Origin of the sequence: Pseudomonas sp. D2002 (assembly GCF_013385735.1) — a bacterium.
Taxonomy (GTDB): Bacteria; Pseudomonadota; Gammaproteobacteria; order Pseudomonadales; family Pseudomonadaceae; genus Aquipseudomonas.
This window is the reverse complement of the sequence record NZ_JACAPL010000014.1, coordinates 183,950-200,579: the sequence shown is the minus strand read 5'-3', so window position 1 is coordinate 200,579 and position 16,630 is coordinate 183,950. Positions and strand designations below refer to the sequence as shown.

The window sequence follows — 16,630 nt, the reverse complement described above, 5'->3', positions numbered from 1 at the left end:
AGCCCCTGTGAGAGCTGGCTTGTGTGGGAGGGGGCTTGCTCCCGAATGCAGTCTTTCATTCAACTTTTTCGTTGGCTGATACACCGCTTTCGCGAGCAAGCCCGCTCCCACATTTAGTGTGCACAAGTCCGGTTTTCAGGGGTTTTCCAGATCATGCCCCAGTGACTGGATAAACAACGAAAACAGCTCCGGCTGTGAGGCAATATCCAGCTTTGCGTACAGGTGTCGCCGGTGCACCTTCACGGTGTCCGGCGAGATCTTCAAGCGCTCGGCCATGGCCTTGGACGAGAACCCGCGCAGCACCAGGCGCGCCACTTCCAGTTCGCGCTCCGAGAGCACGCCGCTGCCGAAATGGCTCAATGCATCCCTGATCTGGCTGTCCATCGCCGGCGCACGTTGGGTGCTTTGCTGCCAATGCTGCTGCATCAACGGCAACACCCAGGCTGCCAGCAGCGTCATCAACCCGGTCTCCTCAACGCTGAACCGCCGCTGCATGCCCAGCGATAACGACAAAGTCCCCATACCCGGCACTTGCAGGATGAACTGCACCTCGTCCTCAAGCACGTTGTCGTGGAAGTAGTTGAGAAAGTATTCACTCTGGCGAAAATGGTCCGGCGCGACTTCCTCCAGTCGATACACGCCGCTGGCATAGCCCTCGCGGCAGGCCTGGTAAAACGGGTCGAGCAAATACAGGCCATTGAGGTACACCAGCATCGACGCCGGTTTACTGCTCGGCTGGGCGTCGTATTCTTCCAGGGCCTGGGGCGGGCCGTCGGCAGGGTAGAAAATTGCCAGCGCGTTATCGAACGGCAGGCATTGGTGCAGCAACAGCACCAGTTGTTTCCAGAACCGCTCGGTGCCGATGTGCGCGACGGTGCGGCCCAGGCCCGCGTGCATGCCGACCTCTCTGAACAGGCTCATATCACAGGCTCCCACCCTCAAAATATCGGCCAAGGGTTCGGCTTTTGGCGCGTACCGTCAAGGGGAGTACGCCAATAGGGGAATTGGCCGGGCTACACGCAGCGTTTACTTTCTCGACCATCCAGTGGGAAACATATCCCGCAAACGCCAGACCTTTCGTTTCTGCCTCACACCAAAAACAACGACAGAGGATAACGATATGAGTGCTTCCCCCGCGCCAGATGGCGTGCTCAAACCCACGCTGAGCGTGTTCGATGTGGTCGCCATCACCGTTTCCGCGGTGACGCCGGCCAGTTCCGTGTTTGTGATTGCCCCGTTTGCCATCCAGCAAGCGGGCAGTGGTGTGTTCCTGGCGTTTGTGATGGCCGGCTTGCTCGCCTTGATGTTCGCCTTTTGTTACGCGGAGCTGGGGCGTGCGCACAACAGCGCCGGTGGCGAGTACGTGTACGCCAAGCGGGTGTTTGGTGGCATGGCCGGGTATGCCACGTTCCTGACCGTTTTGGTGATGTTGCTGTTTATCCCACCGGTGTTGGCCACCGGCGCGGCGACCTACCTGAACAATGCCCTGGGCACCCGGTTCGATTCGCAAACCGTGGCCCTGGTCATCGTGGTGTGCAGCTACGCGCTGGGCATCCTCAATATCAAGCTCAACGCCTGGATCACCGGCACGTGTTTGTTGCTGGAAATCGCCGCGCTGCTGGTGATTGTGTGCATCGGCTTCGGTAATCCGGTGCAGCCGGCCAGCGTGCTGTTTCAACCGCAGATCGTCGAAAACGGCGTGCTGCACCTGGCGCCGTGGGGCTTGGTGATCGGCGCGGTCGGTATCGGCTTGTTCTCGTACAACGGTTACGGGCCCGCCGTGTTGTTGGCCGAAGACATGAAGTGCGGTGGCAAAGGCGTGCACAAGGCGGTGTTGTGGTCGTTGGGGCTGGTGGTGGTGATCGAACTGGTGCCCATCACCGCGCTGTTGATCGGCGCGCCGTCGTTGAGTGCGATGATCAGCAGCCCCGACCCGATCGGCTACCTGCTCACCAGCCACGGCAATGAAACGCTGTCGCGGCTGGTCAGCGCGGGGATCTTCCTCTCGGTGTTCAACGCGATTGTCGCCATCGTCATCCAGATTGGCCGTGTGGTGTTCAGCAGCGGCCGCGATGCGCTGTGGACGCCGCGCATCAACACGCTGTTCACGCGTATTCATCCGCGTTGGGATTCGCCGTGGCTGGCGACCTTGTTCCTGGCCATTCCCTCGGCGCTGCTGAGTTTCAGCTCCAACCTGGCGGACCTCACGTCCTTCAGCGTGTTGCTGATCATGCTGGTGTACCTGGCGGTGGCCTTGTGCGCGCTGATGAGCCGGGTGCTGCTGCGGGACCGCGAGCATCCCTATCGCATGCCGTTGTGGCCGCTGCCGGCGCTATTAGCCGTGCTGGGCGCCGGTTACCTGCTGGTCACCTTGATCTACGCTGCGTCAGTGCGCGACATCATGATCATCATCGGCTTGCTCGCGCTGTCGGTGATTTTGTATTGCATCAGTGGCCGGTTGAGTCCGGCGTATCAAAAATTGTAAGGAGTGGGTATGCGTGCACGTCAATTGGGCATTACGTTGGGGCTGGGCACGCCCGGCGAATTGAATGCCATCACCGATGTTCCGGGCGTTCGGGTCGGCCACAGTACGCTCAACACGCGTATCGACGGCAAACAGGTGCGCACCGGCGTCACCGTGGTGCAGCCGCGCGCGGGCGAGGCGCGGCACCAGCCGTGCTTTGCCGGCTATCACGTACTCAACGGCAATGGCGATGCCACCGGCCTTGAGTGGATCAGTGAAGCCGGGTTGCTGACCACGCCCGTGGCCATCATCAACACCCACAGCCTCGGCATTGTGCGTGACACCTTGATCGCCCTGGAGCGCGAGCGCCTGGCGGACCCTGCGGTGTACTGGTGCATGCCGGTGGTGATGGAAACCTATGACGGCCTGCTCAACGATATCTGGGGCCAGCACGTCAAGCCTGAGCATGTACGCCAGGCGCTGGATAACGCCGAGAGTGGCCCGGTGCAGGAAGGCGCAGTGGGCGGCGGCACGGGCATGATTTGCCATGAGTTCAAGGGCGGCATCGGCACCGCGTCACGGCGCTTGCCGGCTGAGGAGGGCGGCTGGACCGTCGGCGTGCTGGTGCAGGCCAACCACGGCAAGCGTCAGGAACTGCGGGTCGACGGTTACCCGGTGGGCCGCCACTTGATGGGCATTGCTTCGCCGTTCGCCGCGCGTGGCACGCCGGGCATGGGCTCGATTGTGGTGATCATCGCCACTGACGCGCCCTTGCTGCCGCATCAATGCCAGCGCCTGGCGCAACGCGCTTCCATTGGCATTGCCCGCACCGGCGGTGGCACCGAGGATTCCAGTGGCGACCTGTTCCTGGCATTCGCCACCGGCAACCGCGAGCTGCCACCGGCCGATTACGGGCGCAAGAACCTGCCGCTGAGCAGCGCGTTGCAGATGCTCAACAACGACCATATTTCGCCGTTGTTCAGCGCAGCGGCGGAGGCGGTGGAGGAGGCGATCATCAACGCCATGCTGGCCGGCGAGGACATGACCACCGAGGACGGCGTCAAGGTCCCCGGCTTGGCGGACGAGACCTTATTGACCGCACTAAACAAGTGCGGCTGGAGCGTGTCCCCGTAATAGGGGACAACTCTAATTAATTATCTAAGTAGTGGCTGTTTAATGTCGCCAATGACACCGTGACAATATATTGGATCCATTATCCAAGTACGCCGCTCAAGTTGAGCGGCTTTACTGCTATTTAATATTTAAATACCACTCGGGCTGGCGCTTTTGCGCAAACGCAGTTGTCCCCAATAAACACTGCCTGCGACTTCCTCAAGTTGAATCCACGTCACATTTTCATGCCGGAAATATTTGTAGACGAAAGATTTCAAGTTGTGTCAGTTTCGATACGCCTTCAAAAGAGGCGAGTGATAGGACGATCTCGCCCGCGGGGTTCCTATCGACCAAAGACTGATGCACTTGCAAACAAGGAAGTACGTTTATGTCAAAAGTAAAAGACAAAGCTATTGTTTCTGCCGCGCAAGCCAGCACTGCTTACTCGCAAATCGATAGCTTCAGCCATCTGTATGACCGTGGCGGCAACCTCACGGTCAATGGCAAACCGTCCTTTTCCGTGGACCAGGCAGCGGACCACCTGCTGCGCGATGGCGCCTCGTACAAGGATGTGAATCACAACGGCAAGATCGATCTGACCTATACCTTCCTGACCTCGGCTTCCTCGGCGACCATGAACAAACATGGCATCTCCGGGTTCAGCCAGTTCAACGCCCAGCAGAAAGCACAGGCCGTACTGGCCATGCAATCCTGGGCAGATGTCGCCAACGTGAGCTTTACCGAAAGCGCTTCGGGCGGCGACACGCACATGACCTTCGGCAACTACAGCGGCGGCCAGGACGGCGCAGCAGCCTTCGCCTACCTGCCCGGCACCGGCGCAGGCTACGACGGCACGTCGTGGTACCTGACCAACAGCAGCTACACGCCGAACAAGACCCCGGACGTGAACAACTACGGCCGGCAGACCCTGACCCACGAAATCGGCCACACCCTGGGCCTGGCGCACCCTGGCGACTACAACGCCGGGACCGGCAACCCTTCGTACAAAGACGCGGACTATGGACAGGACACGCGTGGCTACAGCGTCATGAGTTACTGGAGCGAGAGCAACACCAACCAGAACTTCACCAAAGGCGGCGTCGAGGCCTATGCTTCCGGCCCGCTGATCGACGACATTGCCGCGATCCAGAAGCTCTACGGTGCCAACTACAGCACCCGCGCCGGTGACACCACCTACGGTTTCAACTCCAACACCGGGCGCGATTTCTACAGCGCCACCTCCAATGCCGACAAGCTGGTGTTCTCGGTGTGGGACGGCGGTGGCAATGACACCCTGGACTTCTCCGGCTTTACCCAAAACCAGAAGATCAACCTCAATGAAGGCTCGTTCTCCGACGTTGGCGGCCTGGTGGGCAACGTGTCCATCGCCAAGGGCGTGACCGTCGAGAACGCGTTCGGTGGTGCGGGCAACGACCTGATCATTGGTAACAACGCCGCCAATATCATCAAAGGTGGTGCCGGCAACGACATCATCTACGGTGGTGGCGGTGCTGACCAACTGTGGGGCGGCGCCGGCAACGACACGTTTGTGTTTGGTGCCAGCTCCGATTCCAAGCCAGGTGCAGCCGACAAGATCTTTGACTTCACCTCGGGTTCGGACAAGATCGACCTGTCCGGCATTACCAAAGGTGCAGGCCTGACCTTCGTCAACGCGTTCACCGGCCATGCCGGCGACGCGGTGCTGAGCTATGCCTCGGGCACTAACCTGGGCACCTTGGCCGTGGACTTCTCCGGGCACGGCGTGGCGGATTTCCTCGTCACCACCGTTGGCCAGGCGGTTGCCAGCGACATCGTAGCGTGATGTAAAGCGCGCGGCGCTCCGGCGCCGCGCTCTAGGATGGAGCAGAAGATGGCGCGTTTTTCTCATTTGATCGCCTGTGCTTCACAGGTGGTGTTCATGTCGGCAGGAGCCCACGCAATGGCTAGCAGTCTTGTTTTACCCACCACCGCCCAGTTGGCAGGCCACTGGCAGTTGCACCAGCAGGATCAGGTGTGCGCGTTGGACTTGCTGGAACAGGCGAACGCGCTGGCCGGTGATGTCGCCTGCGCAGAACAATGGCTGGGCCAGAAACCCCTGAGCTGGACACCGACCCCGGACGGAATCTGGCTGATGAACGCCGAAGGCACCGGCATTATCCATTTGAACCGTGAAAAAGACGGCGAATATAAAGGGCAGACGCCTTCGATCCCCGAAGTTGTCCTGCAACGAACACCCTAATTAAAAGTTATAAACATATAACTCGATTTTAATAGTTGGCCGCCCTTATTTGGGGCGCGGGTAACTATTGCGCGTAATTTGTTTCAGGGAAGATCAGACGATATGGCGAAGTCCCATGCGGTTGCGCCCTTATTCCGGGCGTTGGGTGAATACAAGAGTATTTTGATCAGCATTGGCTGTTTCACCGCATTGATTAACCTGTTGATGCTGGTGCCGTCGATTTACATGCTGCAAGTGTATGACCGCGTGTTGTCCTCCCAGAATGAAACCACCCTGGTGATGTTGACGCTGATGGTCGTGGGCTTCTTTGCCTTTATCGGCACACTGGAAGTGCTGCGCAGTTTTATCGTGATCCGCATCGGCAGCCAATTGGAACGGCGTTTCAACTTGCGCGTGTACAAAGCCGCGTTTGAACGCAACCTGCAACGTGGCCAGGGGCATGCCGGGCAATCGCTGGGCGACCTGACCGTGATCCGCCAATTCATCACCGGGCCGGCGCTGTTCGCGTTTTTCGATGCGCCGTGGTTTCCCATCTACCTCTTCGTGATTTTCCTCTTCAACGTGTGGCTCGGCGTGCTGGCCACGGCAGGCGCTGTGTTGCTGATCGCATTGGCCTGCCTGAATGAATACCTGACCAAAAAGCCCTTGGGCGAGGCGGGCGCGTTTTCCCAGCAGTCCACTCAGTTGGCCACCAGCCATTTGCACAACGCCGAAACGATCCAGGCCATGGGCATGCTCGGCGCGTTGCGCAAACGCTGGTTCGCGGTGCACTCGCAATTCCTCGGTTACCAGAACAAGGCCAGCGACACCGGCTCGGTGATCACGTCGCTGAGTAAATCCCTGCGCCTGTGCCTGCAATCGTTGGTATTGGGCCTGGGCGCCTTTTTGGTGATCAAGGGCGATATGACCGCCGGGATGATGATCGCCGGTTCCATCCTGATGGGCCGCGTGCTCAGCCCCATCGACCAGTTGATTGCGGTGTGGAAGCAGTGGAGTTCGGCCAAGTTGGCCTATCAGCGGCTCGATGATTTGCTGCGTGAATTCCCGCCGGAAGTCGAACCCATGGCCTTGCCGGCGCCCAACGGCCAGGTGAGTTTCGAGCAGGTCAGCGCAGGCCCGCCCGGGCGGCGCATGGCGACCTTGCAGCAAGTCAGCTTCAACCTCGGCGCCGGCGAAGTGCTTGGCGTGCTGGGTGCGTCGGGTTCGGGTAAATCCACCCTGGCCCGCGTGCTGGTCGGTGTCTGGCCCACCCTGGCCGGCACCGTGCGCCTGGACGGCGCCGACATTCACCGCTGGGACCGCGACGACCTCGGCCCGCATATCGGCTACTTGCCCCAGGACATCGAACTGTTCAGCGGCAGCATCGCCGACAACATCGCGCGTTTTCGCGACGCCGACCCGGAACTCGTGGTGAAAGCCGCGCAGCAAGCCGGTGTGCACGAGCTGATCCTGCGTCTGCCGCAAGGCTACGACACGGTGCTGGGCGACAACGGCGGCGGCCTGTCCGGTGGCCAGAAACAACGCGTGGCCCTGGCCCGCGCGCTATACGGCGGGCCGCGTTTGATCGTGCTGGATGAGCCCAACTCCAACCTCGACACCGTCGGCGAAGCCGCGCTGGCCAGTGCCATCGTGCAGATGAAAGCCCAGGGCAGCAGCGTGGTGCTGGTCACGCACCGATCCTCGGCGTTGGCCCAGGCCGACAAGTTGCTGGTGCTCAACGACGGGCGTTTGCAGGCGTTCGGGCCGAGCCAGGAAGTGCTGCGCGCGTTGTCAGGCCAGCAGGAAGCGCCCAAGGAAAAGCCTGGGGTGAGTTTCAGTCGTCAGTACCAAGCCGGAAGGAATCCAGGCGCATGAGCAGCCTTACCGTTGAGCCACGCTTTAAAGAACGCGACGCCGGTTTTTTCGTAAAAATGAGTTGGCTGCTGACCATCGTCGGTGCCGGCGGCTTTTTCCTTTGGGCCAGCCTCGCCCCACTCGACCAAGGCATCCCGGTGCAAGGCACGGTGGTGGTGTCGGGCAAGCGCAAGGCCGTGCAAACCTTCAGCCCCGGCGTGGTCAGCCGAATCCTGGTGAAGGAGGGCGAGCTGGTCAAACAGGGCCAGCCACTGTTTCGCCTCGACCAGACCCAGAACCAGGCCGACGTGCAATCGCTGCAAGCCCAGTACCGCATGGCCTGGGCCAGTGCGGCGCGTTGGCAGAGCGAGCGCGACAACCGGTCCAGCATCGTCTTTCCGGCCGAGCTGAGCGCCAACCCCGACCCGGCCCTGGCGCTGGTGCTGGAAGGCCAGCGCCAGCTGTTCAGCAGCCGCCGCGAAGCGTTTGCCCGTGAACAAGCGGGGATTCGCGCGAACATCGACGGCGCCAGCTCGCAACTGAATGGCATGCGCCGCGCGCGCAGTGACTTGTCGGCCCAGGCCCAATCCCTGCGCGATCAACTGGCTAACCTGCAGCCTTTGGCCGACAACGGCTATATCCCGCGCAACCGCCTGCTCGATTACCAGCGCCAACTGTCCCAGGTGCAGCAGGACCTGGCACAAAACACCGGCGAAAGCGGCCGCGTGGAGCAGGGTATCCTTGAGTCACGCCTGAAGTTGCAGCAGCACAGCGAGGAATATCAAAAGGAAGTGCGCAGCCAATTGGCCGACGCCCAACTGCGCAGCCTGACCCTGGAGCAGCAACTCACCTCCGCCGGGTTCGACCTGCAGCACAGCGAAATCAACGCGCCGGCCGATGGCATTGCGGTCAACCTCAGCGTGCACACCGAAGGCGCCGTGGTGCGTGCCGGTGAAACCCTGCTGGAAATCGTGCCCCAGGGCACACGCCTGGAAGTCGAAGGGCGTTTGCCGGTGAACCTGGTGGATAAGGTCGGCACGCACTTGCCGGTGGACATACTCTTCACCGCCTTCAACCAGAGCCGCACCCCGCGTGTGCCCGGCGAAGTCAGCCTGATTTCCGCCGACCAGATGCTCGATGAAAAGACCGGCCAGCCGTATTACGTGCTGCGCACCACCGTCAGCGAGGCCGCGCTGGAGAAACTGCATGGCCTGGTGATCAAGCCGGGCATGCCCGCCGAGATGTTCGTGCGCACTGGCGAGCGCTCGTTGCTCAATTACCTGTTCAAGCCGCTGCTGGATCGCGCCGGCTCTGCGTTGACCGAGGAATGAGCATGAAGTCGGTGTGCCTTTCTCTGTGTTTGCTGTGCGGGTCGGCCCAGGCGGCCATGGGCCCGTTTGATGTCTACGAGCAAGCGTTGCGTAACGACCCGGTGTTTCTCGGCGCGATCAAGGAGCGCGATGCCGGCCTGGAAAACCGCACCATCGGCCGCGCCGGGCTGCTGCCGAAGCTGTCGTACAACTACAACAAGGGCCGCAACAACTCCGAGGCGCACCTGCCGGACGGGCGCGGCGGCACCTATCGCGACGACCGCAACTACAACAGTTATGGCTCGACCTTCAGCCTGCAACAGCCGTTGTTCGACTACGAAGCCTATGCCAACTACCGCAAGGGCGTGGCCCAGTCGCTGTTTGCCGATGAAAGTTTTCGCGACAAGAGCCAGGCCCTGCTGGTGCGGGTGCTGAGCTATTACACCCAGGCGTTGTTCGCCCAGGACCAGATCGACATCGCCCGCGCCAAGAAGAAGGCCTTCGAGCAACAGTTCCAGCAAAACCAGCACTTGTTCCAGCAAGGCGAGGGCACGCGCACCGATATTCTCGAAGCCGAATCGCGTTACGAGCTGGCCACCGCCGAAGAGATTCAGGCGCTGGATGAGCAAGACGCGTCGTTGCGCGAACTGGGCGCGTTGATCGGTGTGCAGAGCGTCAACATCAACGACCTGGCGCCGCTGAACCAAAGCTTTGCCGCTTTCACCCTGACCCCGGCCAACTATGACACCTGGCATGAACTGGCGATCAGCAATAACCCAACTCTCGCGTCCCAGCGCCAGGCCGTGGAAGTGGCGCGTTATGAAGTGGAGCGCAACCGCGCCGGGCATTTACCCAAGGTCACCGCGTTTGCCAGCTCGCGCAAGCAGGAGTCTGACAGCGGCAACACCTACAACCAGCGCTACGACACCAACACCATCGGCATTGAAATCAGCGTGCCGTTATATGCCGGTGGCGGCGTTTCGGCGTCCACCCGCCAGGCCAGCCGCGGCATGGAACAGGCTGAGTACGAGCTGGAAGGCAAGACCCGCGAAACCCTGATCGAGCTGCGTCGCCAGTTCAGTGCGTGCCTGTCGGGCGTGAGCAAATTGCGCGCGTACCAAAAGGCCCTGACCTCGGCCGAAGCGCTGGTGGTGTCGACCAAGCAAAGCATCCTCGGCGGCGAGCGGGTCAACCTCGACGCGCTGAATGCCGAGCAGCAGCTGTACACCACCCGCCGCGACCTGGCCCAGGCGCGTTATGACTATTTGATGGCCTGGACCAAATTGCACTACTACGCGGGCAACTTGCGCGACACCGACCTGGCGAAAGTCGACGAGGCCTTCGGCCCGGTGAAATGAGCACTTATAAAAACAATAAGGATGGTTTAGATGATCACCGATTCACCGCGCTTCAAACCGTTTACCGCGGGCTCCTTGCTGCTGTTGTCCGTTGCGGCACAGGCGCAATACACCGAGATCGGCCAACCGGGTAACCCCGCCAGCTGGCGCTCCGCCGAATACCAGAGCGACTGGGGCCTGGACCGCATGAAGGCGAATGAAGCCTACGCCGCCGGCATCAGCGGCAGCGGGGTGAAGATCGGCGCGTTGGACTCCGGGTTCGATGCCGATCACCCGGAAGCCTCCAAAGACCGTTTTCACCCGGTGACCGCCACCGGCACCTATGTGGATGGCAGCCCCTTCAGCACCACCGGTGCGCTCAACCCCAACAACGATTCCCACGGCACCCATGTCACCGGCACCATGGGCGCGGCCCGCGACGGCGTGGGCATGCACGGCGTGGCCTACAACGCGCAAGTCTACGTGGGCAATACCAACGCCAACGACAGCTTCCTGTTCGGCCCGACGCCGGACCCCAAATACTTCAAGGCGGTGTACAGCGCCTTGGTGGATTCCGGTGTGCGCGCCATCAACAACAGTTGGGGCAGCCAGCCGCCGAATGTCAGCTACCAGACCCTCGGCGACCTGCACGCGGCCTACGCCCAGCATTACAACCAGGGCACGTGGCTGGATGCGGCAGCGGATGTGGCCAAGGCCGGTGTGATCAATGTGTTCAGCGCCGGCAACAGCGGCTATGCGAATGCCAGCGTGCGTTCGGCGCTGCCGTATTTCCAGCCGGAACTGGAGGGCCATTGGCTGGCCGTGTCGGGCCTGGACAAGGCGAACAACCAGAAATACAACAAGTGCGGCATCGCCAAGTACTGGTGCATTTCCACGCCCGGCGCGCTGATCAACAGCACCGTGCCCGGCGGCGGTTATGGGGTGAAATCCGGCACCTCGATGTCGGCGCCGCATGCCACCGGCGCGTTGGCGCTGGTGATGGAGCGCTACCCGTACATGAACAACGCGCAGGCGTTGCAGGTGCTGTTGACCACCGCCACGCAGCTCGACGGCTCGATCACCCAGGCACCCAATGCCATCGTCGGCTGGGGCGTGCCGGACCTCGGCCGGGCGATGCACGGGCCGGGGCAATTGCTCGGCGCGATGGACGTGAACCTGGCGGCCGGGCAGGGCGATGTGTGGAGCAATGGCATCTCCGACCAGGCGTTGTTGCAGCGCCAAGCCGAAGACCGCGCCGAGCACACGGCCTGGCAACAGACGCTGATCGACAAAGGCTGGCAAAACGGCGTGGCCGCCAACGCCAGCCAGCAGGACCAGACCGACTACGCAGTCGGCACCGCGCGCGACCAGGCTGCGGCGAGTCGTGTATACGAAGGCAGCCTGATCAAATCCGGCGCCGGCAGCTTGCTGCTCAGCGGCGACAGCACCTATCGCGGCCCGACCACTGTCAACGGCGGCCTGTTGGCGGTAAACGGTTCGTTGACCTCGGCAGTGACCGTGAATGACAGCGGCACCCTCGGCGGTTCCGGCCGGATCGCGGCGCTGTCGGTGAACAGCGGCGGCCGCGTCGCGCCGGGCAATTCCGTCGGCACGTTGAACGTGGCAGGCGATGTAAACCTCGGCGCCGGCTCCACTTATGCGGTGGAACTCACGCCCACCAGCAGCGACCGCATTGTCGCCGGTGGCAAGGCCGTGCTCGGCGGCGGCACCGTGACCCTGGCACTGGAAAACAGCCCCACGCTGCTCAGCCAAAGCCAGGCGCAAAGCCTGATTGGCCGCCAGTACAGCATCCTGCAGGCCGCCGGTGGCATTCAGGGCCAGTTTGGTCAGGTGTTGCCGAACTACCTGTTCGTGGGCGGCACCCTCGACTATGCGGCCAACGGCGTGCAGTTGGCCGTGGTGCGCAACGACGCCACGTTTGCCAGCGTCGCCGCCACGCGTAACCAGCGCAATGTCGCCGCTGCCGCCGAGCAACTGGGCGCGGGCAACCCGGTGTATGAAAGCCTGTTGCAGTCGGATACACGCGCCGCAGCCCAGCAAGGCTTGCAGCAGTTGTCCGGCGAAATCTACCCGGCGATTGGCGCGATGTTGATCAACGACAGCCTGCAACTGCGCGATGCGGTGGGTGAGCGCCTGCGCCATGTGCCGGTCAACGGCGAAAGCAACCTGTGGCTCAAGGCGCTGGGCGCCTGGGGCAAGACCGAAAGCCGCAGCGAAACGGCGGGCTCGACGACTTCGATTGGCGGGCTGCTGGCCGGGGTCGACGGGGCGCTGGACGAGCAGACCCGCGTGGGTGTGGTCGCCGGTTACAGCGACAGCGCGTTGAACATGGGCAGCGGCACACATTCCTCGGCGTCCATCGATAGCTACCACTTTGGTGCGTATGCCGGGCGCGAGCTGGGCGACTGGCGCGTCAGCGTCGGCGGCGCCTACAGCTGGCATCGCGGTGATGTGAAGCGTGACCTGCAATACGGCGAGGTCAGCGGCAAACAAAAGGCCAAGCTCGACGCGCGCACGGCCCAGCTGTTTACCGAGGCGGCCTATCGCATTCGCTTGCAGCCGCTGGCGCTGGAACCGTTCGCCAACCTGGCTTATGTGCATCTGGACAGTGATTCGTTTCACGAAAAAGGCGATGCGGCGGCGCTCGAACGTGGCAGTGATCGCCGTGATGCGGTGCTCGGCACGCTCGGTGTGCGGGCGTTGAAAACCTTGCCGCTCAATGACCATCAGCGGTTGGAGCTGTCCGGCTCGTTGGGCTGGCAGCACAGCCTGACGGCGGTTGAATCTGAAGAACATTTGGCGTTTGAAGCAGGCGGGCCGTCATTTGCCGTGCGCAGTTCGCCGTTGCTGCGCGATGCGGCGTTGGTGGGCGTGCAGGCGAGTTTGGCGTTGAGCCCGAGCACGCGGGTCAACCTGGATTACACCGGGCAGCTGGGTGGGCGGGAGAACACCCAGGGCGTGGGGTTGAGCCTGAACTGGCAGTTCTAGAGAACACGCAGAAGGATCGTTCCCACGCTCCGCGTGGGAATGCCTCTTGTGACGCTCTGCGTCACAGGTTTGGACGCAGAGCGTCCGGGGCTGCATTCCCACGCGGAGCGTGGGAACGATCAGCGATTTCCAAAAAAGTGCAATAAGAAAACTAAGGAAGGTCACCGTGAACAAACGCAAGTCAGGGTTAATTACCGCCACTCACACAGGCCCGGGCTACCCGCTCAAGGCTTTGAGCTGCGTGCCATACGGCGCGTTGCTGTGCTGCCTGGCAAGCCTGGGGACCGCCCAGGCCGCGCCCTATGTGGAAACCGGCAAGTTGGGCGACGCTGCCAGTTGGCGCAGCGATGAGTTCAAGGCCGATTGGGGCCTGGGCGCTGTGCATGCCGACGCGGCCTATGCCGCCGGCTACACCGGCAAGGGCGTCAAGCTGGGCATTTTCGACCAGCCGGTGTACGCCCAGCACCCGGAATTCGCCAGCCCCGGCAAGGTGGTGACGATCGTCACCGAGGGCATTCGCCAGTACACCGACCCGTATATCCCGGTGAAGGCCGGCGATGCGTTTCGCTACGACGGCACGCCGTCCCTGGGCTCCAACGGCAAGCTGGGTAACCACGGCACCCACGTCGGCGGTATTGCCGCAGGCAACCGCGACGGCGGGCCGATGCACGGCGTGGCGTTCAACGCGCAGATCATCAGCGCCGAAAACGGTGACCCGGGCCCGGAAGACGGGATCATCCTCGGCAACGACGGCGCGGTGTACAAGGCCGGTTGGGATGCCCTGGTCGCCAGCGGTGCGCGGATCATCAACAACAGTTGGGGCATCGGCATCGGCGACCAGTACGCCAAGGGCGGCCGCGATCCGGCGTTCCCGAATTTCACCGTCAATGAAGCGCAGGCGCAGTTCAATAACATCCGGCCGATCCTCGGCACGATTGCCGGTGGCGCGTATCAAGGTGCAATCGACGCGGCTCGCAGTGGCGTGCTGACGATCTTTGCCGCGGGTAACGACTACAACCGCAACAACCCGGATGCGATTTCGGGCCTGGCGTACTTTGTGCCGGAGATTGCACCGAACTGGCTGTCGGTGGCGGCGTTGCAGCAAAACCCCAACACCGCGAGCCCCGATCCGTATGTGATCAGCACCTTCTCTTCGCGCTGCGGTTATGCGGCGAGTTTTTGCGTGTCGGCCCCCGGCACCAAGATCTACAGCTCGATCATCAACGGCACCAGCCTGGAAAACCTCACCACCGACTACGCCAACTTCAACGGCACCTCCATGGCTGCGCCACACGTGGCCGGCAGTGCGGCGGTGCTGATGGAGCGCTTCCCGTACATGAACGGCGAGCAGGTCTCGACGCTGCTGAAAACCACCGCCACCGACCTCGGCGCGCCGGGCATCGACTCGTTGTATGGCTGGGGCATGATCAACCTGGGCAAGGCCGTCAACGGCCCGGGCATGTTTATCACCGCCGAGGATATTCCGGCTGAGTTTCGTATCGACGGCGCGTATGGCAGCGGTCAATTCGTTGCGGACCTGCCCGGCATCGGCGCCGTGGTGGACGCCGGCAAACCGACCCAACGGATTTGCACCGACGTGCACTGCGGGCGGGACGTGTGGAGCAATGACATCGCAGGCCATGGCGGCCTGACCAAGCAAGGCATTGGCACGCTGGTGCTGACCGGCACCAACACCTACAGCGGCCCGACCTTGGTCAACCAGGGCTTGTTGGCGATCAATGGCTCGGTGACCTCCGACGTCACCGTCAGCCAGAGCGGCAAAGTGGGGGGCTCGGGGCAGATTGGCTCGCTGACCGCGAAAAGCGGCGGCACCGTAGCGCCGGGCAACTCCATCGGCACCTTGAACGTGGCCGGCAATGTGACCTTCGACGCCGGTTCGACCTACGCGGTGGAGCTGTCGCCGACCAGCAGTGACCGTATTGTCGCAGGCGGCACGGCCACGCTGAATGGCGGCACCGTGACCCTGGCGCTGGAAAACAGCCCGACCCTGCTGACCAGCGCACAAGCGCAGAGTTTGATCGGGCGCCAGTACAACATCCTGCAAGCCGCCGGTGGCATTACCGGCAGCTTCGGTTCGGTGCTGCCGGATTACCTGTTCATCGGTGGCACGCTGAACTACGCGGCCAACGGCGTGCAGTTGGATGTTGTGCGCAGCGCCAACAGCTTCGCCAGTGCGGCGGCTACGCCTAACCAGCGTGCGGTGGCGGCGGCGACCGAGCAATTGGGCGCGGGCAATGCGGTGTATGAGAGCGTGCTGCTGGCGCCAAACGCGGCCTCGGCCCAGGGCGCGTTCCAGCAACTGAGCGGCGAAATCTACCCGGCGCTGGAGACTGCGCTGGTCAATGACAGCCGTTATGTGCGTGAAGCGGTGGGCGAGCGCCTGCGCAATGGCGAGATGGGCGCGAGCAGCCAGACCGTCGACAGCCGTGGCAACGTGTGGATCAAGGCGCTGGGCGCGTGGGGCAAGACCGACAGCCGCAGCGACACGGCGGGCTACACCACGTCCGTCGGCGGCATGCTCGCCGGCGTGGATGGCGCGTTGGACGAAGCGACCCGTATCGGGTTGGTTGCCGGTTATAGCGACACCTCGTTGAACATGGGCGATGGCACCCACAGCCGTGCCTCAGTGGACAGCTACCACTTCGGCGCGTACGCCGGGCATGAGATCGGCGCCTGGCGCCTGAGTGGCGGCGCGACCTATAGCTGGCACCGAGCAGATGTGAAGCGCGACCTGCAATACGGCGATGTGGCCGGCAAGCAGAAAGTCAAAGTGGATGCCAACAGCACGCAGGTGTTCGGTGAGGCGGCGTACCGCGTCAATCTGCAGCCGCTGGCCCTGGAGCCGTTCGCCAACCTGGCGTACGTGCATCTGGACACCGATGGGTTCACCGAGAAGGGCGATGCGGCTGCGTTGAAAGGTCATGACGACACTCGCGATGTGGTGCTGAGCACCTTGGGCGTGCGCGCGTTGAAGACCTTTAACGTGAATGATCACCAGCAGTTGGAGGTGTCTGGCACCTTGGGCTGGCAGCACAATTTGAGCAGCACGGATTCCGAGCAGCACCTGGCGTTTGCTTCGGGCGGCCCTTCGTTCGCGGTGGAAAGTGCGCCGATGGTGCGCGATGCGGCGCTGGTTGGGGCGCGGGTCAGCTTGGCGTTGAGCAAGGATGCGCGGGTGAATTTTGACTACAACGGCCTGTTGGCCAGCAAGGAGAAAGTGCACGGGGTGGGGTTGAGCCTTGACTGGGCGTTCTAAACAAGTACGGCCTGCTTAATGTGGAACGCGGTGTTATGTGGGAGCGGG

General features: G+C 62.4%; 10 protein-coding genes. 9 read left to right on the top strand and 1 reads right to left on the bottom strand.

All coding sequences use genetic code 11. The annotated features are described in order from the left end of the window. Positions 1 to 135 precede the first annotated feature (135 nt). Positions 136 to 921 carry a helix-turn-helix transcriptional regulator gene (locus HX783_RS25080; RefSeq protein ID WP_177018637.1) on the bottom strand — a complete coding sequence of 262 codons (786 nt, stop codon included), beginning with the start codon at positions 919 to 921 and terminating at the stop codon, positions 136 to 138. Between the two features lie 199 nt (positions 922 to 1,120). Between HX783_RS25080 and HX783_RS25075 the strand changes: the two genes are divergently transcribed. From HX783_RS25075 to HX783_RS25035, 9 genes are all read left to right on the top strand, one after another. Then, the gene (locus HX783_RS25075; RefSeq protein ID WP_177018636.1) at positions 1,121 to 2,485 is read left to right on the top strand and encodes an APC family permease; all 1,365 of its coding nucleotides are present in this window, start codon (positions 1,121 to 1,123) and stop codon (positions 2,483 to 2,485) included. 9 nt (positions 2,486 to 2,494) lie between these two features. Next, positions 2,495 to 3,598 carry a P1 family peptidase gene (locus tag HX783_RS25070; protein ID WP_177018635.1) on the top strand — a complete coding sequence of 368 codons (1,104 nt, stop codon included), beginning with the start codon at positions 2,495 to 2,497 and terminating at the stop codon, positions 3,596 to 3,598. Positions 3,599 to 3,965: 367 nt separating this feature from the next. Continuing rightward, positions 3,966 to 5,399, top strand: coding sequence for a serralysin family metalloprotease (locus HX783_RS25065; RefSeq protein WP_159956401.1), 1,434 nt, complete (start codon positions 3,966 to 3,968; stop codon positions 5,397 to 5,399). A gap of 48 nt (positions 5,400 to 5,447) precedes the next feature. Continuing rightward, positions 5,448 to 5,816, top strand: a complete 369-nt coding sequence (locus HX783_RS25060; RefSeq protein WP_159961445.1) for an AprI/Inh family metalloprotease inhibitor — start codon at positions 5,448 to 5,450, stop codon at positions 5,814 to 5,816. 102 nt (positions 5,817 to 5,918) lie between these two features. Next, on the top strand, positions 5,919 to 7,670 hold the full coding sequence (locus HX783_RS25055) for a type I secretion system permease/ATPase (protein WP_159956403.1): 1,752 nt from the start codon (positions 5,919 to 5,921) through the stop codon (positions 7,668 to 7,670). After that, complete coding sequence (locus tag HX783_RS25050; RefSeq protein ID WP_159956405.1) at positions 7,667 to 8,980, top strand: HlyD family type I secretion periplasmic adaptor subunit; 1,314 nt, start codon at positions 7,667 to 7,669, stop codon at positions 8,978 to 8,980. Before HX783_RS25055 ends, HX783_RS25050 begins: the two co-directional genes overlap by 4 nt. Positions 8,981 to 8,982: 2 nt before the next feature. Beyond that, positions 8,983 to 10,317, top strand: coding sequence for a TolC family outer membrane protein (locus HX783_RS25045; protein ID WP_159956407.1), 1,335 nt, complete (start codon positions 8,983 to 8,985; stop codon positions 10,315 to 10,317). Between the two features lie 30 nt (positions 10,318 to 10,347). After that, positions 10,348 to 13,305: an autotransporter serine protease gene (locus tag HX783_RS25040; protein ID WP_177018634.1), complete on the top strand. Its 2,958-nt coding sequence runs from the start codon at positions 10,348 to 10,350 to the stop codon at positions 13,303 to 13,305. A gap of 166 nt (positions 13,306 to 13,471) precedes the next feature. After that, complete coding sequence (locus HX783_RS25035; RefSeq protein ID WP_177018633.1) at positions 13,472 to 16,582, top strand: autotransporter serine protease; 3,111 nt, start codon at positions 13,472 to 13,474, stop codon at positions 16,580 to 16,582. Positions 16,583 to 16,630: the final 48 nt, after the last annotated feature.

What these genes read in the sequence shown, in the direction of transcription:
- HX783_RS25065 (WP_159956401.1), top strand. Translation starts at nt 3,966, where the DNA reads ATGTCAAAAGTAAAAGACAAAGCTATTGTTTCTGCCGCGCAAGCCAGC.
- HX783_RS25075 (WP_177018636.1), top strand. Translation starts at nt 1,121, where the DNA reads ATGAGTGCTTCCCCCGCGCCAGATGGCGTGCTCAAACCCACGCTGAGC.
- HX783_RS25050 (WP_159956405.1), top strand. Translation starts at nt 7,667, where the DNA reads ATGAGCAGCCTTACCGTTGAGCCACGCTTTAAAGAACGCGACGCCGGT.
- HX783_RS25080 (WP_177018637.1), bottom strand. Translation starts at nt 921, where the DNA reads ATGAGCCTGTTCAGAGAGGTCGGCATGCACGCGGGCCTGGGCCGCACC.
- HX783_RS25055 (WP_159956403.1), top strand. Translation starts at nt 5,919, where the DNA reads ATGGCGAAGTCCCATGCGGTTGCGCCCTTATTCCGGGCGTTGGGTGAA.
- HX783_RS25060 (WP_159961445.1), top strand. Translation starts at nt 5,448, where the DNA reads ATGGCGCGTTTTTCTCATTTGATCGCCTGTGCTTCACAGGTGGTGTTC.
- HX783_RS25040 (WP_177018634.1), top strand. Translation starts at nt 10,348, where the DNA reads ATGATCACCGATTCACCGCGCTTCAAACCGTTTACCGCGGGCTCCTTG.
- HX783_RS25070 (WP_177018635.1), top strand. Translation starts at nt 2,495, where the DNA reads ATGCGTGCACGTCAATTGGGCATTACGTTGGGGCTGGGCACGCCCGGC.
- HX783_RS25045 (WP_159956407.1), top strand. Translation starts at nt 8,983, where the DNA reads ATGAAGTCGGTGTGCCTTTCTCTGTGTTTGCTGTGCGGGTCGGCCCAG.